This is a genomic window from Shinella sp. R2-11, from assembly GCF_055330205.1.
On record NZ_JBVAPC010000019.1, the window covers coordinates 1 to 19,098 of the forward strand.

At 62.4% G+C, this 19,098-nt stretch carries 15 protein-coding genes and 1 tRNA gene; 1 reads left to right on the top strand and 15 read right to left on the bottom strand.

All coding sequences use genetic code 11. From position 1 onward, the window contains the following. Positions 1-65: 65 nt before the first annotated feature. From fusA to rpsL, 3 genes are read right to left on the bottom strand one after another with little or no spacing between them, the layout of a single operon-like run. Positions 66-2,165: an elongation factor G gene (gene fusA, locus ACZ1A1_RS24630; protein WP_463622022.1), complete on the bottom strand. Its 2,100-nt coding sequence runs from the start codon at positions 2,163-2,165 to the stop codon at positions 66-68. A gap of 31 nt (positions 2,166-2,196) precedes the next feature. Further along, the gene (gene rpsG / locus ACZ1A1_RS24635) at positions 2,197-2,667 is read right to left on the bottom strand and encodes a 30S ribosomal protein S7 (RefSeq protein WP_108001312.1); all 471 of its coding nucleotides are present in this window, start codon (positions 2,665-2,667) and stop codon (positions 2,197-2,199) included. 55 nt (positions 2,668-2,722) lie between these two features. After that, positions 2,723-3,094, bottom strand: a complete 372-nt coding sequence (gene rpsL, locus ACZ1A1_RS24640) for a 30S ribosomal protein S12 (protein ID WP_022719193.1) — start codon at positions 3,092-3,094, stop codon at positions 2,723-2,725. Between the two features lie 573 nt (positions 3,095-3,667). On the opposite strand from rpsL, the gene ACZ1A1_RS24645 reads away from it, so the two are divergent. After that, entirely contained in the window at positions 3,668-3,964 is a 297-nt protein-coding gene (locus tag ACZ1A1_RS24645; RefSeq protein WP_415212059.1) for a transcriptional regulator, read from the top strand. Positions 3,965-3,982: 18 nt separating this feature from the next. Here ACZ1A1_RS24645 and ACZ1A1_RS24650 read toward each other — a convergent pair whose 3' ends face one another. From ACZ1A1_RS24650 to ACZ1A1_RS24705, 12 genes are all read right to left on the bottom strand, one after another. Further along, positions 3,983-5,032, bottom strand: coding sequence for a cytochrome-c peroxidase (locus tag ACZ1A1_RS24650; RefSeq protein ID WP_119259251.1), 1,050 nt, complete (start codon positions 5,030-5,032; stop codon positions 3,983-3,985). Positions 5,033-5,190: 158 nt separating this feature from the next. Beyond that, positions 5,191-9,402, bottom strand: a complete 4,212-nt coding sequence (rpoC, locus tag ACZ1A1_RS24655) for a DNA-directed RNA polymerase subunit beta' (protein ID WP_463622023.1) — start codon at positions 9,400-9,402, stop codon at positions 5,191-5,193. 211 nt (positions 9,403-9,613) lie between these two features. Further along, positions 9,614-13,753, bottom strand: coding sequence for a DNA-directed RNA polymerase subunit beta (gene rpoB, locus ACZ1A1_RS24660; RefSeq protein ID WP_463622024.1), 4,140 nt, complete (start codon positions 13,751-13,753; stop codon positions 9,614-9,616). A gap of 254 nt (positions 13,754-14,007) precedes the next feature. Further along, on the bottom strand, positions 14,008-14,385 hold the full coding sequence (gene rplL, locus ACZ1A1_RS24665; protein ID WP_034795489.1) for a 50S ribosomal protein L7/L12: 378 nt from the start codon (positions 14,383-14,385) through the stop codon (positions 14,008-14,010). 59 nt (positions 14,386-14,444) lie between these two features. After that, positions 14,445-14,963, bottom strand: a complete 519-nt coding sequence (rplJ, locus tag ACZ1A1_RS24670; protein ID WP_024270435.1) for a 50S ribosomal protein L10 — start codon at positions 14,961-14,963, stop codon at positions 14,445-14,447. Positions 14,964-15,297: 334 nt separating this feature from the next. Next, positions 15,298-15,990, bottom strand: coding sequence for a 50S ribosomal protein L1 (gene rplA / locus ACZ1A1_RS24675; RefSeq protein WP_415214389.1), 693 nt, complete (start codon positions 15,988-15,990; stop codon positions 15,298-15,300). Positions 15,991-15,994: 4 nt separating this feature from the next. Then, positions 15,995-16,426 (bottom strand): 50S ribosomal protein L11, encoded by a 432-nt coding sequence (gene rplK / locus ACZ1A1_RS24680; protein WP_119259256.1) that lies wholly within the window; start codon positions 16,424-16,426, stop codon positions 15,995-15,997. A 201-nt stretch (positions 16,427-16,627) separates the two neighbouring features. Further along, the gene (nusG, locus tag ACZ1A1_RS24685) at positions 16,628-17,158 is read right to left on the bottom strand and encodes a transcription termination/antitermination protein NusG (RefSeq protein ID WP_119259257.1); all 531 of its coding nucleotides are present in this window, start codon (positions 17,156-17,158) and stop codon (positions 16,628-16,630) included. 16 nt (positions 17,159-17,174) lie between these two features. Continuing rightward, complete coding sequence (secE, locus tag ACZ1A1_RS24690) at positions 17,175-17,381, bottom strand: preprotein translocase subunit SecE (protein ID WP_415214388.1); 207 nt, start codon at positions 17,379-17,381, stop codon at positions 17,175-17,177. A 190-nt stretch (positions 17,382-17,571) separates the two neighbouring features. Then, positions 17,572-17,647, bottom strand: a tRNA-Trp gene (locus tag ACZ1A1_RS24695). Positions 17,648-17,781: 134 nt separating this feature from the next. Continuing rightward, on the bottom strand, positions 17,782-18,438 hold the full coding sequence (locus ACZ1A1_RS24700; protein WP_463622025.1) for a hypothetical protein: 657 nt from the start codon (positions 18,436-18,438) through the stop codon (positions 17,782-17,784). A gap of 398 nt (positions 18,439-18,836) precedes the next feature. After that, the coding region (locus ACZ1A1_RS24705; RefSeq protein WP_037430126.1) for an EF-Tu C-terminal domain-related protein at positions 18,837-19,098 on the bottom strand (262 nt) is incomplete at its 5' end.

A 19,098-nucleotide genomic window follows, 5' to 3' on the forward strand; every position in this document is an offset into this window, starting at 1 on the left:
TTCCGGCTCTCCGTTCCTGATCCCCGAAGGGAAATTCGTTCAAAACTTTAAGGGGGATACCCCGGTCACTTCTGACCGGAGTACTTTGCCTGGATTTCCTGTGCGACGTTCGACGGAACCGGCGCGTAATGGTCGAAGACCATCGAGTACTGGGCGCGGCCCTGCGACATGGAGCGCAGGTTGTCGACGTACTTGAACATGTTCGCCAGCGGCACGTGGGCGGAGATCACGACGGCGATGCCGCGCGATTCCTGGCCCTGGATCTGGCCACGGCGGGAGTTCAGGTCGCCGATGACGTCGCCGACATAGTCTTCCGGCGTCACGACTTCGACCTTCATCATCGGCTCCAGAAGCTGGGCGCCGGCTTCGCGGGATGCTTCACGGAAGCAGGCACGCGAGGCGATTTCGAAGGCGAGGACCGACGAGTCGACGTCGTGGAAGGCGCCGTCGATGAGCGTCGCCTTGACGCCGAGCATCGGGAAGCCTGCGAGCGGACCCGAGGACAGAACGCTTTCGATACCCTTCTGAACGCCCGGGATGTATTCCTTCGGAACAGCACCGCCGACGATCTTGGATTCGAAGACGAAATCTTCGCCGTCCGGGTTCGGTTCGAAGACGAGCTTCACGCGGGCGAACTGGCCGGTACCACCGGTCTGCTTCTTGTGCGTGTAGTCCTTCTCGGTCTTGCGCGTGATCGTCTCACGGTAGGCGACCTGCGGAGCGCCGACATTGGCTTCGACCTTGAACTCGCGACGCATGCGGTCGACGATGATGTCGAGGTGAAGTTCGCCCATGCCTGCGATGATCGTCTGGCCGGACTCTTCGTCGGTCTTGACGCGGAAGGACGGGTCTTCGGCGGCCAGGCGGTTGAGGGCAAGGCCCATCTTTTCCTGGTCGTTCTTCGTCTTCGGCTCGATGGCGATCTGGATAACCGGTTCCGGGAATTCCATGCGCTCGAGGATGACCGGCTTCAGCGGATCGCAGAGCGTGTCGCCCGTCGTCGTGTCCTTGAGGCCGGCGAGAGCAACGATGTCGCCTGCGAAGGCTTCTTCGATGTCTTCACGCGAGTTGGAGTGCATCTGAAGCATGCGGCCGACGCGCTCGCGCTTGTCCTTGACCGTGTTCATGACGGACGTGCCCTTTTCGAGCTTGCCCGAGTAGATGCGTGCGAAGGTCAGCGAACCGACGAAGGGGTCGTTCATGATCTTGAAGGCGAGCATGGAAAGCGGCTCGCTGTCGTCGGCATGACGCTCGATCTCAGCTTCCGTCTTCACGTCGATGCCCTTGATCGCCGGGATGTCCGCCGGGGACGGCAGATAATCGACGACGGCGTCGAGGAGCGGCTGAACGCCCTTGTTCTTGAACGCGGTACCGCAGAACATCGGGTGGAACTTCACGTCGATGGTGCCACGGCGAACGAGTTCGCGAATCTTGTCGTTGTCCGGGTAGTTACCTTCGAGATAGGCTTCCATCGCGGCTTCGTCGATTTCGACGACGGTCTCGATGAGCTTCTCGCGGTATTCCTCGGCCTTTTCCTTCATGTCTTCCGGAATCTCGACGACGTCCCACTGGGCGCCGAGCGATTCGTCGCGCCAGACGAGGGCGTTCATCTCGACCAGGTCGATAACGCCCTTGAAGTCGCTTTCAGCGCCGATCGGCAGCTGCATGACGACGGCGGTCGCACCGAGGCGCGACTTGATCATGGACACCGAGCGGTAGAAGTCCGCGCCGGTCTTGTCCATCTTGTTGCAGAAGATCATGCGCGGAACGTTGTACTTCTCGGCCTGGCGCCAGACGGTTTCCGTCTGCGGCTCGACACCGGCATTGGCGTCGAGAAGGGCGATGGCACCGTCGAGAACGCGCAGCGAACGCTCGACTTCGATGGTGAAGTCGACGTGGCCGGGGGTGTCGATGATATTGAAGCGGCGGGTCTTGCCGTCACGGCCCTTCCAGAAGGTCGTGGTGGCAGCGGACGTGATCGTAATGCCGCGTTCCTGCTCCTGTTCCATCCAGTCCATCGTGGCGGCGCCGTCATGGACTTCGCCGATCTTGTGGGACTTGCCGGTGTAGTAGAGGATGCGCTCGGTCGTCGTGGTCTTGCCGGCGTCGATATGCGCCATGATACCGAAATTTCGGTAGTCTTCGATTTTGTATTCGCGAGCCATCGGGGACTCCTTTCGAGACGTCTAGTTTCGGTTACCAGCGGTAGTGCGAGAAGGCACGGTTGGCGTCAGCCATCTTGTGCGTGTCTTCGCGCTTCTTGACGGCGCTGCCGCGATTGTTCGCTGCGTCCATGAGTTCGCCGGAAAGGCGCTCGACCATGGTCGTTTCGTTACGCTTGCGGGCAGCGGCGATCAGCCAGCGGATGGCCAGAGCCTGACGGCGCTCCGGACGAACGTCGACCGGAACCTGGTAGGTCGCACCGCCGACGCGACGCGAGCGCACTTCGACGTGCGGCGCGACGTTGTCGAGAGCCGAATGGAAAACCGTCACCGGATCCTGCTTGGACTTGCCCTGCACGACATCGAAGGCGCCGTAAACGATCGTTTCGGCGACGGACTTCTTGCCGTCCAGCATGATGGCGTTCATGAACTTGGTGACCACGAGGTCGCCGAACTTCGGGTCCGGGTTGATCTCGCGCTTTTCTGCTCTATGGCGACGGGACATACTTTTCGTCTTTCTTCAAAAGGTTCCGACCAGCGAAATGGCGCCGGTTACTGTATTATTTCGGACGCTTCGCGCCGTACTTGGAGCGGCGCTGCTTGCGGTTCTTGACGCCCTGGGTGTCGAGAACGCCGCGGATGATGTGGTAGCGCACGCCCGGCAAGTCCTTCACGCGGCCGCCACGGATCATGACGACGGAGTGTTCCTGCAGGTTGTGGCCTTCGCCCGGGATGTAGCCGATGACTTCGAAGCCATTGGTCAGGCGGATCTTGGCGACCTTACGCAGAGCCGAGTTCGGCTTCTTCGGGGTCGTCGTGTAGACGCGGGTGCAAACGCCGCGCTTCTGGGGGTTTTCCTGCAGAGCAGGAACCTTGTTGCGCTTTACCGACGCCTGGCGCGGCTTGCGGATCAACTGGTTTACGGTAGGCATAGAACCATCCCTTGCAAATCTAGTCTCGTTACCCTTGCGGGCGGATAAATCGTCACCCTCACGGGCGAGTCCATGGCCACACGCGTGTTCATGCGCAATAAAAGGCCGATCCGCTTCTGGCGGATGACCCCGTTAGGCAGAGGACGCGCTATAACCGCGTCATGCGTGCAGCATTCATGTTCTCAACGTGCGTCGAGCCCTGTTTGAGGCGAACTTCAGAACGAGTCATTCCGAACCAGCCAGCCTCACATAGGCTCTGATGGCGTGCGGAATACTGACTAAAGGGCGAAAGGTCAAGGGGCGGGGCTAAAGAATCCCGGGAGCGGATGGCTGACCCGCCTGAAAAGCAGGGCTTCGGGCCCCTGCCCCGCGCCGTTTCGACGGCGCCTTGAGCCCGGCAGCCTTCGCAGGCGAACATTAAGAAAGCATGAAGACGGAATCAACCGGAAAGAGTCGGCCGGGCGCTCACCGATTCCCTTCCGCTCTTTTGGGAACGGCTGCGATTTTGCGTTTGGGTCCTGCCGCCCTACCCTTTATAGAGCGAGCAGAACCCGATCCCGAAAGGAGCCCGCCATGGCGTCAAACGCCGACAACGACAACAGCACGCTTGAAGAGCCGATGGTCTTCATCATCATCGGCAAGGCCTATGAGCGCGAGGGCGACGAGGGCATCGACATCCACGTCATGCTGCGCGCGCCCGACGACGACACCGCGGTGCGCGAGGCGCTGAACGCGCTTTCCGAGGAAGGATTCCTCGAAGCCGACCTCGACCAGATCGGCACGCTGACCGGCGAGCCCGAGGAAGAGCCGCACGCTTCCGCCTACAAGGGCGCCCTCGAAGGGGAAGTGGCGATCATCCGCTTCGCGTGACGACCGCCACCCCGTCGCCTACTTGACTTCGCCGCTTGGCAGGGGCGTATCGCCCGTCTCTGCCGGCAGCACCGGATAGACCACTTCAGGCATGCGCCCTTCCAGCGAACCGAGGAAGGCCACGATGCGGTCGACTTCCGTCTCCGACAGGTCCTCGCCGAGCTGCGAGGTGCCCATGATGGCCACGGCCTGCCTCAGGTTCCATACCTTGCCCGAATGGAAGTACGGCGCCGTCAGCGTGACGTTGCGCAGCGGCGCGGCGCGGAAGACGTAGGAATCGTCCGCCGTCGCCGTCACCGCGAAGCGGCCCTTGTCGTTCTCCGGCAGGACTTCCGAACCGGGCTTCTCGATCAGGCCGAACGGATAGTAGCCGTTGCCGCCGATATTGATGCCGCTGTGGCAGGAGGCGCAGCCCTTGTCCATGAAGAGCGCGAGCCCCTCCTTCTGCTCCGTGGTCATCGCACCGTCGTCGCCGTTGAGATAGGCATCGAACGGCGCCGGCGTGATCAGCGTCGCCTCGAAGGCCTCGATGGCCTTGGCCATGTTGTCGAAGGTCACGGGATCGGCCTCGCCCGGGAAGGCGGCCTTGAACCAGTCGACATATTTCGGCATCGACTTCAGCGTCGCGACGACCTGGGCCGGCGTGTTCGCCATCTCGACGCCGGCCTGGATCGGCCCCTTGGCCTGCGCCTTCAGGTCTTCCGCCCGGCCATCCCAGAACTGCGCCTCGTTGAAGACCGCGTTCAGGGCGGTCGGCGAGTTGCGCGGGCCCTTCTGCCAGCCGTGGCCGATCGACGTTTCGAGGTTGTCGTCGCCGCCGGTCGCCAGGTTGTGACAGGAATTGCACGAGAAGACGCCCGAGGCCGACAGCCGCGGATCGAAGAACAGCGCCTTGCCGAGGTCGATCTTCTCCTTCGTGATGGGATTGTCGTTGACCGCCGGATAGGTCGACGGCAGGGGCTTGAAGATGTCGAGCGCCGTCGCGCGCAGATCGGCCGGAACCGGATCGGCGGCAAAGGCCACGGTCGCGATGACCGTCGCGGCCACAGTCGCCAGCAGGAATTTCATGGCTACCTCCATTCGTTGGGATACGAATGGACTTTAGAACCGCTCCAAACTGAGCGATTGCGCCAGATCAAACCGCCCTCGCCTGTCCTTGCGCATAAACAAAAAGCCGCCCGAAATATTTCGGGCGGCCTTTTCATTCGTCAAAAGAGCGGCAGCGCTTACTCGGCTGCGGCGCCTTCACCGCCGGCGAGGTCCGCCAGCATCGGGGTCGCGACGCCAGCGCCGGTCGACTTGCGGCGCTCGTCGAGAATCATCTCGTCGCGGGCCGTCGCGATGCGGCGGATCTGGGTCATGGTGCCACCGGTACCGGCCGGGATGAGGCGGCCGACGATGACGTTCTCCTTGAGGCCCTGCAGGCCGTCGGTCTTGCCGGCGATCGCAGCTTCCGTGAGGACCTTGGTGGTCTCCTGGAACGAAGCGGCCGAGATGAACGACGGGGTCTGCAGCGACGCCTTGGTGATACCGAGAAGGACAGGCTCGCCGTAAGCCGGCTTCTTGCCTTCCTCGATCAGGGCGTCGTTGACGTCTTCCAGCTCGATGCGGTCGATGTTGTCACCGACGATGTACGTCGAGTCGCCGGCATCCGTGATCTCGACCTTCTGCAGCATCTGGCGAACGATCACCTCGATGTGCTTGTCGTTGATCACCACGCCCTGCAACCGGTAGACTTCCTGGATTTCGTTCACGAGGTAGGAAGCGAGTGCTTCCACGCCCTTGATCGCCAGGATGTCGTGCGGCGCCGGGTTGCCGTCGAGGATGTAGTCACCCTTTTCGATATAGTCGCCGTCCTGAAGGTGGAAGGGCTTGCCCTTCGGGATCAGGTACTCGACCGGCTCGACACCGTCTTCCGCCGGCTCGATCATCACGCGACGCTTGTTCTTGTAGTCGCGGCCGAAGCGGACGGTACCATCGATCTCTGCGATGATGGCGTGGTCCTTCGGACGACGGGCCTCGAACAGTTCGGCAACGCGCGGCAGACCGCCGGTGATGTCCTTGGTCTTGGCGCTTTCCAGCGGCGAGCGGGCAAGAACGTCACCCTGGGAGACCTTCTGGCCCGGCTCGACCGAGAGGATCGCGTCGACCGAGAGCATGAAGCGGGCTTCGCCACCGCGGGACAGCTTGGCGACAGCGCCGTTCTTGTCCTTGATGACGATGGCCGGCTTCAGGTCCGTACCGCGCGGCGTCGAGCGCCAGTCGATGACCGAACGCTTGGTGATGCCGGTGGATTCGTCGGTCGTTTCCAGAACCGAGATGCCGTCGACGACGTCTTCGAAGTGAACCGTACCTTCCACTTCCGTCATCATCGGACGGGTGTAGGGGTCCCACTCGGCGAGACGCTGGCCGCGCTTCACCTTGTCGCCGTCATCGACGAAGATCTTCGAACCGTAGGCGACACGCTGCGCGGAACGCTCGACACCACGCTCGTCGAGGATGGTGATCGCCATGTTGCGGCCCATCGCGACGAGGTTGCCGTCGGAGTTGCGCAGCATGTTGCGGTTCTTGATCTGCACCGTGCCTTCATACGAGGCTTCCAGGAACGACTGGTCGACCACGGTCGCCGTGCCGCCAAGGTGGAAGGTACGCATGGTGAGCTGAGTGCCCGGTTCGCCGATCGACTGGGCCGCGATGACGCCGACGGCTTCGCCCATGTTGACGGGCGTGCCGCGTGCGAGGTCGCGACCGTAGCAGACGCCGCATACGCCGGTCTGGATTTCGCAGGTCAGCGCCGAACGGATACGGATCGACTGGATGCCGGCCTTCTCGATCTCGACGACATCGGCTTCGAGGATCATCTTGCCGGCATCGACGATGCGCTCACCCGTGACCGGATGATCGATGTCGTCCAGCGCCGTACGGCCGAGAACGCGGGTGCCGATGGAAGCCACGACCTGGCCGGCGTCGACGATCGCCGTCATCGTGAGGCCCTTGTCGGTGCCGCAGTCGACATGCGTAACGATGCAATCCTGCGCGACGTCGACGAGACGGCGGGTCAGGTAACCGGAGTTCGCGGTCTTCAAGGCGGTGTCCGCCAGGCCCTTGCGGGCGCCGTGCGTCGAGTTGAAGTACTCGTTCACGGTCAGGCCTTCCTTGAAGTTCGAGATGATCGGCGTTTCGATGATCTCGCCCGAGGGCTTTGCCATGAGGCCGCGCATGCCGCCCAGCTGGCGCATCTGGTTCGGAGAACCGCGGGCGCCCGAGTGGGACATCATGTAGATCGCGTTCATCGGCTTCTGGCGACCGGTTTCCGGGTCGAACTCGACGGCCTTGATGCGGGCCATCATGTCCTCGGCAACCTTCTCGGTCGCCTTGCCCCAGGCGTCGACGACCTTGTTGTACTTCTCGCCCTGGGTGATCAGGCCGTCGTTGTACTGCTGCTCGTATTCCTTGACCAGGTTTTCGGTGTCGCCGACGATCTTCACCTTGCTGTCCGGAATGACCATGTCGTCCTTGCCGAACGAGATGCCGGCGCGGCAGGCATGGGCGAAGCCGAGCTGCATGATGCGGTCGCAGAAGATGACCGTGTCCTTCTGGCCGCAATGGCGGTAGACCGTGTCGATCATCTTGGAGATGTTCTTCTTGGTCATTTCCTGGTTGCAGATGTCGAACGGGATGTTGCCGTTCTTCGGCAGCAGCTCGCCGATGATCATGCGGCCGGGCGTCGTCTCGTAGATCTTCGTGTACGGCTTGCCGTCGGCATCGACCGACTTGTAGCGGCCGCGGATCTTGGCGTGCAGCGTGACGACCTTGTTTTCCAGAGCGTGGTGCAGTTCGCCCATGTCGGAGAAGGCCATGCCCTCGCCCGGCTCGTTCTGGTTCTGGATCGACAGATAGTAGAGGCCGAGAACCATGTCCTGCGAGGGAACGATGATCGGTGCGCCGTTCGCCGGGTGCAGGATGTTGTTCGTCGACATCATGAGCACGCGCGCTTCAAGCTGGGCTTCCAGCGAGAGCGGGACGTGGACGGCCATCTGGTCGCCGTCGAAGTCGGCGTTGAAGGCCGTGCAGACGAGCGGGTGCAGCTGGATCGCCTTGCCTTCGACCAGGATCGGTTCGAAGGCCTGGATGCCCAGGCGGTGCAGCGTCGGTGCGCGGTTCAGGAGAACCGGATGCTCGCGGATGACTTCGTCAAGGATATCCCAGACTTCCGGCTTTTCCTTTTCGACGAGCTTCTTGGCCTGCTTGACGGTCGAGGAGAAACCCTTCGCGTCGAGGCGGGCGTAGATGAACGGCTTGAACAGCTCGAGCGCCATCTTCTTCGGCAGGCCGCACTGGTGCAGCTTCAGTTCCGGGCCCGTCACGATGACCGAACGGCCGGAATAGTCGACGCGCTTGCCGAGCAGGTTCTGGCGGAAGCGGCCCTGCTTGCCCTTGAGCATGTCGGACAGCGACTTCAGCGGACGCTTGTTGGCGCCCGTGATGACGCGGCCGCGGCGGCCGTTGTCGAACAGGGCGTCAACCGATTCCTGAAGCATGCGCTTCTCGTTACGGATGATGATGCCCGGTGCGCGCAGCTCGATGAGGCGCTTCAGACGGTTGTTACGGTTGATGACGCGGCGATAGAGATCGTTGAGGTCCGACGTCGCGAAGCGGCCGCCGTCGAGCGGAACCAGCGGACGCAGGTCCGGCGGGATCACCGGAACGACCTTCATGATCATCCATTCCGGACGGTTGCCGGATTCCATGAAGTTCTCGACGATCTTCAGGCGCTTCATCAGCTTCTTCTGCTTCAGGTCCGACGTGGTGTCGGCCAGATCAGAACGCAGGTCGCCGGCGATCTTTTCGAGGTTCATCGAGGCGAGCATCTCGTAGATGGCCTCGGCGCCGATCATCGCCGTGAACTGGTCTTCACCATATTCATCGACGGCGATCATGTATTCTTCTTCGGAAAGAAGCTGGTTTTCCTTGAGCGCGGTCAGGCCCGGCTCCGTCACGATGTAGTTCTCGAAATAGAGAACGCGCTCGACATCCTTGAGGGTCATGTCGAGGAGCGTGGCGATGCGCGAGGGCAGCGACTTCAGGAACCAGATATGGGCGACGGGCGCGGCGAGCTCGATATGGCCCATGCGCTCGCGGCGAACGCGCGACAGCGTGACTTCGACGCCGCACTTTTCGCAGATGATGCCCTTGTACTTCATGCGCTTGTACTTGCCGCACAGGCACTCGTAGTCCTTGATCGGGCCAAAGATGCGCGCGCAGAAGAGACCGTCGCGTTCCGGCTTGAACGTGCGGTAGTTGATCGTTTCCGGCTTCTTGATCTCGCCATACGACCAGGACAGGATCTTTTCCGGAGACGCGATCGAAATACGGATGGAGTCGAACGTCTGCGCAGGCACCTGCGGGTTGAAAAGGTTCATGACCTCTTGGTTCATGCCTATCTCCTTCGTGGGCCAGTGGCCCTCTTTTGTCTGACGCAATTCCGGACGGAAAACCGCTGCACACTTTTCCTGGAATTGCTCCTAGCAGTCGATTGCGGCGATACCCGGGTGCCGCAAGACTGCCTGAAACGGATGAGCCGCCCCTGCCCGACCGGGCCGAGGCGGTAACGGTGCGCGCCTTGAGGCGCGCACCGGATCATCAGGCTTATTCCGCCGCGTCGGGAAGCTGGCCGGCTTCCGCAGCAGGATCGACCTTCGAGTTCTCGAGTTCGACCGACAGGCCGAGCGAGCGCATTTCCTTGACGAGAACGTTGAAGCTCTCCGGAATGCCCGCCTCGAACGTGTCGTCGCCACGCACGATCGCCTCGTACACCTTGGTGCGGCCCGCGACGTCGTCCGACTTCACGGTCAGCATTTCCTGCAGCGTGTAGGCGGCGCCGTAGGCTTCGAGCGCCCAGACCTCCATTTCCCCGAAGCGCTGGCCGCCGAACTGCGCCTTGCCGCCCAGCGGCTGCTGGGTAACGAGCGAGTACGGGCCGATCGACCGGGCGTGGATCTTGTCGTCCACGAGGTGGTTCAGCTTGATCATGTACATGTAGCCGACGGTGACCTGGCGGTCGAAGGCTTCGCCCGTACGGCCGTCGTAGAGAACCGACTGGCCGGACGAGGCAAGACCTGCGCGCTCCAGCATGCTGGCGACGTCCGGCTCATGCGCACCGTCGAAGACCGGCGTTGCGATGGAGACGCCCTTGCGGGACTGCTCGGCAAGCTTGACCAGGGCGTCGTCGTCGAAGTGAGCGACTTCATCCTTGGCTTCGCTTTCATAGACTTCCGTCAGCTCGCGCTTCAGGTCCGAGATGTCCATGGTCTTGCGATACTCGTCGAGCAGCTCGCCGATCTTCTTGCCCATGCCGGCGCAAGCCCATGCGAGGTGCGTTTCGAGGATCTGGCCGACGTTCATGCGCGAAGGCACGCCCAGCGGGTTCAAGCAGATGTCGACATGCGTGCCGTCTTCGAGGAACGGCATGTCCTCGATCGGCAGGATGCGCGAGACGACGCCCTTATTGCCGTGACGGCCGGCCATCTTGTCGCCCGGCTGGATCTTGCGCTTCACGGCGACGAAGACCTTGACCATCTTCATGACGCCCGGAGGCATCTCGTCGCCGCGCTGGACCTTCTCGACCTTGTCCATGAAGCGCTGTTCGAGGCGCGACTTGGATTCGTCGTACTGGCCGCGGAGGGCTTCGATCTCGCCCTGGACCTTCTCGTCCTCGACGGCGAACATCCACCACTGCGAGCGGGGATATTCGGCGACGACGGCGTTCGACAGCTCGGTGCCCTTCTTGAAGGACTTCGGGCCGGCGACGGCGACGTGACCGCGCAGCATGTCGATCAGGCGGCCGTAGACGTTACGGTCGAGGATCGCCTGCTCGTCGTCACGGTCCTTGGCCAGACGCTCGATCTCTTCACGCTCGATCGCCATCGCGCGTTCGTCCTTCTCCACGCCGTGGCGGTTGAAGACGCGAACTTCGACGACCGTGCCGAAGGTGCCGGGCGGCATGCGCATGGAGGTGTCGCGAACGTCGGAGGCCTTTTCACCGAAGATGGCGCGCAGGAGCTTTTCTTCCGGCGTCATCGGGCTTTCGCCCTTCGGGGTGATCTTGCCGACCAGGATGTCGCCCGGCTGAACCTCTGCGCCGATATAGACGATACCGGCTTCGTCGAGGTTCTTCAGCGCTTCTTCCGAGACGTTCGGAATGTCGCGCGTGATTTCTTCCGGACCCAGCTTGGTGTCGCGGGCCATGACTTCGAATTCCTCGATGTGGATCGAGGTGAACACGTCGTCGGAGACGATGCGCTCGGACATCAGGATCGAGTCTTCGTAGTTGTAGCCGTTCCACGGCATGAACGCGACGAGCGCGTTGCGGCCAAGCGCAAGGTCGCCGAGGTCGGTCGACGGACCGTCCGCGATGATGTCACCCTTGTTCAGAACGTCGCCGACGGCGACCAGCGGGCGCTGGTTGACGCAGGTGTTCTGGTTGGAACGCTGGAACTTCTGCAGACGGTAGATATCGACGCCCGACTTCGACGGATCGAGGTCTTCGGTGGCGCGGATAACGATACGGGTCGCGTCGACCTGGTCGACGACGCCGCCGCGGCGGGCCGCGATGGCGGCGCCCGAGTCACGGGCGACGACCGGCTCCATGCCGGTGCCGACGAACGGGGCTTCCGCCCTGAGGAGCGGCACGGCCTGACGCTGCATGTTCGAACCCATGAGCGCGCGGTTGGCGTCGTCGTTCTCGAGGAACGGGATGAGCGCCGCCGCGACCGAAACGAGCTGCTTCGGCGAAACGTCCATCAGGTTGATCTGGTCGCGCGGGGCGAGCATGACTTCGCCGGCGTGACGGCAGACGACGAACTCTTCAGCGAAGGAGTTGTCGGCTTCCAGCGGCGAGTTGGCCTGGGCGACGTGGTACTTGGCCTCTTCCATGGCGGAGAGGTAGACGACGTCCGTCGTGACCTTGCCGTCCACGATCTTGCGGTACGGGCTTTCGATGAAGCCGTACTTGTTGACGCGGGCGAAGGTCGCGAGCGAGTTGATCAGACCGATGTTCGGGCCTTCCGGCGTCTCGATCGGGCAAATGCGGCCGTAGTGGGTCGGGTGAACGTCGCGGACTTCGAAGCCGGCGCGCTCGCGGGTCAGACCACCCGGGCCAAGGGCCGAAAGACGGCGCTTGTGGGTGATTTCCGAGAGCGGGTTCACCTGGTCCATGAACTGCGAGAGCTGCGAGGAACCGAAGAACTCGCGAACGGCGGCAGCAGCCGGCTTCGCGTTGATGAGGTCCTGCGGCATGACCGTGTCGATCTCGATCGAGGACATGCGTTCCTTGATCGCGCGCTCCATGCGGAGCAGGCCGAGACGGTACTGGTTCTCCATCAGCTCGCCGACCGAACGGACGCGGCGGTTGCCAAGGTTGTCGATGTCGTCGATCTCGCCCTTGCCGTCACGCAGCTCGACCAGCATCTTCACGACGGCGAGGATGTCTTCCTTGCGCAGCGTGCGGACCGTGTCGGCGACGTCGAGGTCGAGGCGCATGTTCATCTTCACGCGGCCGACGGCGGAGAGGTCGTAACGCTCCGCATCGAAGAACAGCGTGTTGAACATGGCTTCGGCCGATTCCATCGTCGGCGGCTCGCCCGGGCGCATGACGCGGTAGATGTCGAACAGAGCGTCCTGGCGGTTCTCGTTCTTGTCCGCGGCAAGCGTGTTGCGGATATAGGCGCCGACATTGATGTGGTCGATGTCGAGGACCGGGATCTCGTCGAAACCGGCCGACAGGATGACCGGCAGGGTCTTCTCGTCGATCTCGTCGCCGGCCTCGAGATAGATCTCGCCCGTCTCGTAGTTGACGACGTCTTCGGCGAGGTAGTTGCCGTAGAGGTCTTCGTCGGTCGCCTTGAGGGCCTTGAGGCCCTTGTCGGAGAGCTGGCGGAGCAGACGCGGGGTCAGCTTCTTGCCGGTCTCGACGACCACTTCACCGGTGTCGGCGTCGATCATGTCCGCGACGGCCTTCTGGCCCTTCAGCGCGTCGGGATTGAACGGCACGCGCCAGCCTTCGCCGTCGCGCTGGTAGAGCGACTTCGTGTAGAAGGTCGACAGGATCTCTTCGCCGTCCATGCCGAGAGCCATGAGCAGCGAGGTGACGGGGATCTTGCGGCGGCGGTCGATGCGCGCATGCACGATGTCCTTGGCGTCGAACTCGATGTCGAGCCAGGAACCGCGATACGGGATGACGCGGGCGGCGAAGAGCAGCTTGCCGGAAGAATGGCTCTTGCCCTTGTCGTGGTCGAAGAACACGCCCGGCGAACGGTGCATCTGGGAAACGATGACGCGCTCGGTGCCGTTGACGATGAAGGTACCGTTGTCCGTCATGAGCGGCATGTCGCCCATGTAGACGTTCTGTTCCTTGATGTCCTTGATCGACTTGGCGCCCGTATCCTCGTCGATATCGAACACGATGAGGCGCAGCGTCACCTTGAGGGGCGCTGCGTAGGTCAGGTCACGCTGGCGGCATTCCTCGACGTCGAACTTCGGCTGTTCGAACTCGTAGGAGACGAATTCGAGCATGGAAGCGCCGGAGAAGTCCGTGATCGGGAAAACCGACTTGAAAACGGCCTGAAGGCCCTCGTCCGGACGACCGCCGGCGGGCTCTTCGACCATCAGGAATTGATCATAAGACGCCTTCTGAACCTCGATGAGGTTCGGCATTTCAGCGACTTCGGGGATTCTACCAAAAAACTTGCGTACGCGCCTACGACCGTTAAACGAAAGGGTCTGAGCCATCGTCGCTCCTTCAAATTTGCATCCGGGCCTGCAACGGACGGGGTTCGCTGGCCAGTCGATCCCGTCGACCAATGGGTTGGTTCAAACTCGTCTTGCTGCCGGTTGACGGGCCGGATTGCCCAATCGCGCGGGTCGAAGACCATCCTCTTGAAGAACCCATTACCCAAAAGCCGTTTTCCGCGGCTTTTGGGTAATCAGTTCGGAGGAATCAGCAATGGGAGAGGGTCGAAACCCTCTCCCACCGTATTCCGGTATTACTTGACGTCGACCTTGGCGCCGGCGTCCTCAAGCTTCTTCTTGAGGTCAGCGGCTTCAGCCTTGGAAACGGCTTCCTTGACCGGTTTCGGAGCGCCTTCGACCAGGTCCTTGGCTTCCTTGAGGCCGAGGCCGGTGATGCCGCGGACTTCCTTGATGACGTTGATCTTGTTGGCGCCAGCGTCAACGAGGATAACGTCGAATTCGGTCTTTTCTTCTTCGGCAGCAGCCGGAGCAGCAGCGCCGCCAGCAGCAGCGACAGCTACGGGAGCTGCAGCCGAAACGCCCCACTTCTCTTCGAGAAGCTTGGAAAGCTCAGCAGCTTCCAGGACGGTCAGCGAGGAGAGGTCTTCAACGATCTTTGCGAGATCAGCCATTTTCTAGTTCCTTTTATTCGGTTCGAACTGGTGTGTTTGATTTACAGCGAAAAACCGCCTTACGCGGCTTCGTCCTTCTTGGCGTAGGCTGCGAACACGCGGGCAAGCTGGCTTGCCGGTGCTGCAACGACCGTGGCGACGCGCGTTGCCGGGGCTGCAATGAGGCCCAGGAGCTTTGCACGCAGCTCGTCGAGCGAAGGCAGGGTCGCAAGCGACTTGACTGCCTCTGCGTCGAGCGTGGTCGCACCCATGGCACCGCCGAGGACAACGAGCTTGTCGTTGGTCTTGGCGAAATCCATGGCTACCTTCGGAGCGATCATCGGATCATTTGCGTATGCAATGAGCGTCTGACCCTGGAAGAGATCAGACATCCCTTCCGACTCCGTACCCTGAAGGGCAATTTTGGCCAGGCGGTTCTTCGCGACTTTGACGGTACCGCCAGCTGCACGCATCTTCGTACGAAGATCGTTCATCTGTGCAACGGTGATGCCGGCATAGCGGGCCACGACAACCGAACCGGAAGCCTTGAAGACTTCATTCAGCTCCGTGACGAATTCGCGTTTTTCCGCTCTTTCCACTGCCTATCTCCAGTAGACAGGGCCATGACTTCTCACGGACCCTGCCGGGTTTGCCTTTGCCGCTAGAGATCATCTCAAAAAGCTGATCCCGAGCGACGCTCGAGGATCCTGTCCCCCCGCGCTCGGCTTAGAGCCGCGGCACAGGCAAGGTAGGTTCGAACCGAATTCCGCGTCATCCGACGCTGAGTGAAATCCAGGTCTCACCCGTCTCATGCAGGCAACGTGATTAAGGTCTAACCACCTGCAATCTCGGACAGGAGTTCCGGGTTTCCCCGGAAATTCCCGGCCGGATAGGCCGGGAATTCTGTTGCGATCCGGCTGAGCCGGACCGAAATTATGCGACCGTCGACGGGTCGATCTTTACGCCTGGGCCCATCGTCGAAGAGATGGCAACGCGCTTGACGTAGTTGCCCTTGGCGCCGGCCGGCTTCGCCTTGATGACGGCGTCGGCGAAAGCCTTGATGTTCTCTTCCAGAGCCTTGGCGTCGAAGGAGGCCTTGCCGATGCCGGCATGGATGATACCAGCCTTCTCGACGCGGAACTCGACAGCGCCGCCCTTGGAGGCCTTGACGGCGCCCGTGACGTCCATGGTGACCGTGCCGACCTTCGGGTTCGGCATCATGCCGCGCGGGCCGAGAACCTTGCCGAGGCGGCCGACGAGCGGCATCATGTCCGGGGTCGCGATGCAGCGATCGAAGTCGATCTTGCCGCCCTGAACGATTTCGAGCAGGTCTTCCGCACCGACGATGTCGGCGCCGGCAGCCTTGGCTTCATCGGCCTTGGCGCCGCGAGCGAAGACGGCGACACGAACGTCGCGGCCCGTGCCGTTCGGCAGGTTGACCACGCCGCGGACCATCTGGTCTGCGTGACGCGGATCGACGCCGAGGTTCATGGCGACTTCGACGGTTTCGTCAAACTTGGCAACGGCACGCTCCTTGACGAGAGCGATTGCGTCCGACAGGGCAACGAGCTTGGTCGGGTCGATGCCTTCACGGATCTTCTGGAGACGCTTTGCAATCTTGGCCATGGTCTTAACCTACCACTTCCAGGCCCATGGCGCGGGCGGAGCCCTCGACCATTGCCATCGCGCCTTCGATATCGGCGGCGTTGAGATCCTTCATCTTGGCTTCGGCGATCGACTTGATCTGAGCCTTGGTGAGCTTGCCGATGGACGCGCCCTTGCCGGGGGTCTTCGAGCCGGACTGGATCTTGGCTTCCTTCTTGAGGAAGTAGGTCACCGGCGGCTGCTTCATCACAAACGTGAAGGACTTGTCCTGGTAGTAGGTGATGACGACCGGGATCGGCATACCCTTTTCCATTTCCTGCGTCGCTGCGTTGAACGACTTGCAGAATTCCATGATGTTAATGCCACGCTGACCAAGCGCCGGGCCGATCGGCGGGGACGGGTTCGCCGATCCTGCCTTGACCTGAAGCTTGAGCTGGCCTGCAACTTTCTTAGCCATTTTCTCTGCCTTTCAGAATGCGGCCGGTTGCCCGGCCCTCGATGCCGGCCCGAAGACCGGCGGCTGCGGTTGCGTGGTGCGGTCCGGGCGCCCGGCTAAAGGCCGCCTTCCCTTCCACGCGATCGGCGGAAACCTCCGCCACCAACCCTCGGAACGAGGATTGGATTTTCGAACGAGCAGCGCCCGAAAGCGCCGCCGAAATCAGATTTTCTCGACCTGGGCGTATTCCAGCTCGACCGGGGTGGCGCGGCCGAAGATCGACACTTCCACCTTGAGGCGCGAACGCTCCTCGTCGACGTCCTGGACGATACCGTTGAACGAAGCGAACGGACCGTCGGAAACGCGAACCTGCTCGCCGATCTCGAAGGAGACCGAGGGCTTCGGACGATCGACACCGTCCTGGACCTGCGACAGGATGCGCTCGGCTTCGCTGTCCGGGATCGGAACCGGCTTGTTGTCGGAACCGAGGAAGCCCGTGACCTTCGGCGTATTCTTGATGAGGTGGTACGCCTCGTCCGTCAGGTTCGCCCGCACCAGCACGTAGCCGGGGAAGAACTTGCGCTCGGAGTCGACCTTGCGGCCGCGACGCACCTCGACGACCTTCTCGGTCGGCACGAGGATCTTTTCGAAGAGGTGATCGAGACCCTTCTGGCGGGCCTTGTTCTCGATGTCCTCAGCGACCTTCTTCTCGAAATTCGAATAGGCGTGGACGATGTACCAACGCGAAGCCATGTTCATCTCCAACCGATCAGGCGCCAATACCAGCGCCGAGGACGAGGCCAACCAGCCAGCCCATCAACTGGTCCGCAGCGAAGAAGAACACCGCGGCAAGGAAGACCATGACGAAGACCATGACGGTCGAGATCATCGTCTCGCGCCGCGAGGGCCAAGTCACTTTCGCCGTCTCGGAGCGTACCTGCTGCAGAAACGCAATCGGATTCGTTTTCGATGCCATTGAATGTCCACGCCATTACGGCGCGTAAAGCTGAACTCTCAGCCCCACGCACCGCGTGTCTGTTTAGCCCTACATAAAGCCCGATTCCCTTTTTCACAAGGGGCAAGCGGGCTTTTCGCGAATTTCGGCGGAAAACACCGCCGCGCCATCGCTGCCGTCGCTGCAAGTGGTCCGCGCTGTCCGGCAGGAATGGCAGGGGCAGAGGGGCTCGAACCCCCGACCTGCGGTTTTGGAGACCGCCGCTCTACCAACTGAGCTATACCCCTATGTGCCTGCCGTATCGGGGCGAACGCCTCTCGCCGGCAAGGCATGGCGTCTTTACGGCGCGCGGGCGGACTTGGCAAGCCCGAAGGCGAGATTTTTTCACAGCTTAGGCGTCCTGCCCCCTCCCCGCCTACCCTTACCAGCTCACGCGGAACCGCGCGCGGAGCGCGCCCGTCAGCTCCGCCTCCTGCCGGCGCACCGAGGCGGCGAGGTTGAGGCCTTCGAAGAGCCGCTGCTCGACGGAAAGCTCCGTTCCGATGTCGTGCCGGCCGCTCGCCGCGCTGCCGGAGGCGATGAAGGCGGTCCCCGTCGCAAGGGCCTGGATCTCCGCCCGCTGCGTCATGCGGAAGGCGCCATGTTCGCCGCGCCGCACGGCCGCATCCGCCGAGAAGGACGGCGCGAGAACGACGTCGATGGAGTGCGATGCCATCCAGCGCCGCGTTACGCCGATCCTGCCCGACACGCGCCCCGTCAGGGGATTGTAGCCGGCCGCCGCGCTGCGTTCGGCGCCGGAGCGCCCCTGCCCCGCCATCTCCGCCCAGAGCCGCGCATTGTCGCGCGTGTTGCGGATGCGCCCGCCCGGCGATGCGCTGACCGAGAAGTCGACGCCGGCGCTCAGCGGATTGCCCGCCGCCGTCTTGGCGCCCGTTCTCAGCCGGTAGGCATAGGGCGAGACCTTCGTCGGCGACCAGATCACCAGCGAATCGCCCGCTGCCGCCGGGCCTGCCGGCAGGATCGCGAGAATCGTCGAAAGAGCGAGCGCTGCGCGCGCTACGCGGACAAGAGCCTTCATGGAGCAACGGCCTGTTCGTTGTTACCGTGATGCGCGCGGCATGCCTCGTGCCCGCCACACGCAAAGGCGCCTCCACAACAGCGAATCGGAAGGATCCGCGGGGCGCCGGGCCATGGCGCGTTCCGCGCCGGCCGAGCCGCTTCAAGCGACGCGGGAAACCTACCCTTTCCCGGCCGCCTGCTCCATCCCCAGAACTGGCGAGTTATGTCCGGAGGCTAAAAAAGAACCTTTAAACGGAAAAAGCCCCGCGGTTTCCCGCGGGGCTCTCGTCAGGCCTGAGACCTTAAGCCTTACTCGACGATCGAAGCGACGATGCCGGCGCCGCGTGCAAATCGCGCTTGCGCGCCATTTGCACATCTTTAATGCCGTCGGCAAGCTTACGGCATCGTCTCCGATCGTTACTCGACGATCGAAGCGACGATGCCGGCGCCGACGGTGCGGCCGCCTTCGCGGATGGCGAAGCGCAGCTTTTCTTCCATCGCGATCGGAACGATCAGCTCGACGTCAACCGTCACGTTGTCGCCCGGCATGACCATTTCCGTGCCTTCCGGAAGCGTCACGATGCCCGTAACGTCCGTCGTGCGGAAGTAGAACTGCGGACGGTAGTTCGTGAAGAACGGCGTATGACGGCCGCCTTCTTCCTTCGTCAGGATGTAGGCT

Coding starts and splice junctions, on each gene's coding strand:
- fusA (WP_463622022.1), bottom strand. CDS start 2,165: ATGGCTCGCGAATACAAAATCGAAGACTACCGAAATTTCGGTATCATG.
- rpsG (WP_108001312.1), bottom strand. CDS start 2,667: ATGTCCCGTCGCCATAGAGCAGAAAAGCGCGAGATCAACCCGGACCCG.
- rpsL (WP_022719193.1), bottom strand. CDS start 3,094: ATGCCTACCGTAAACCAGTTGATCCGCAAGCCGCGCCAGGCGTCGGTA.
- ACZ1A1_RS24645 (WP_415212059.1), top strand. CDS start 3,668: ATGGCGTCAAACGCCGACAACGACAACAGCACGCTTGAAGAGCCGATG.
- ACZ1A1_RS24650 (WP_119259251.1), bottom strand. CDS start 5,032: ATGAAATTCCTGCTGGCGACTGTGGCCGCGACGGTCATCGCGACCGTG.
- rpoC (WP_463622023.1), bottom strand. CDS start 9,402: ATGAACCAAGAGGTCATGAACCTTTTCAACCCGCAGGTGCCTGCGCAG.
- rpoB (WP_463622024.1), bottom strand. CDS start 13,753: ATGGCTCAGACCCTTTCGTTTAACGGTCGTAGGCGCGTACGCAAGTTT.
- rplL (WP_034795489.1), bottom strand. CDS start 14,385: ATGGCTGATCTCGCAAAGATCGTTGAAGACCTCTCCTCGCTGACCGTC.
- rplA (WP_415214389.1), bottom strand. CDS start 15,990: ATGGCCAAGATTGCAAAGCGTCTCCAGAAGATCCGTGAAGGCATCGAC.
- rplK (WP_119259256.1), bottom strand. CDS start 16,426: ATGGCTAAGAAAGTTGCAGGCCAGCTCAAGCTTCAGGTCAAGGCAGGA.
- nusG (WP_119259257.1), bottom strand. CDS start 17,158: ATGGCTTCGCGTTGGTACATCGTCCACGCCTATTCGAATTTCGAGAAG.
- secE (WP_415214388.1), bottom strand. CDS start 17,381: ATGGCATCGAAAACGAATCCGATTGCGTTTCTGCAGCAGGTACGCTCC.
- ACZ1A1_RS24700 (WP_463622025.1), bottom strand. CDS start 18,438: ATGAAGGCTCTTGTCCGCGTAGCGCGCGCAGCGCTCGCTCTTTCGACG.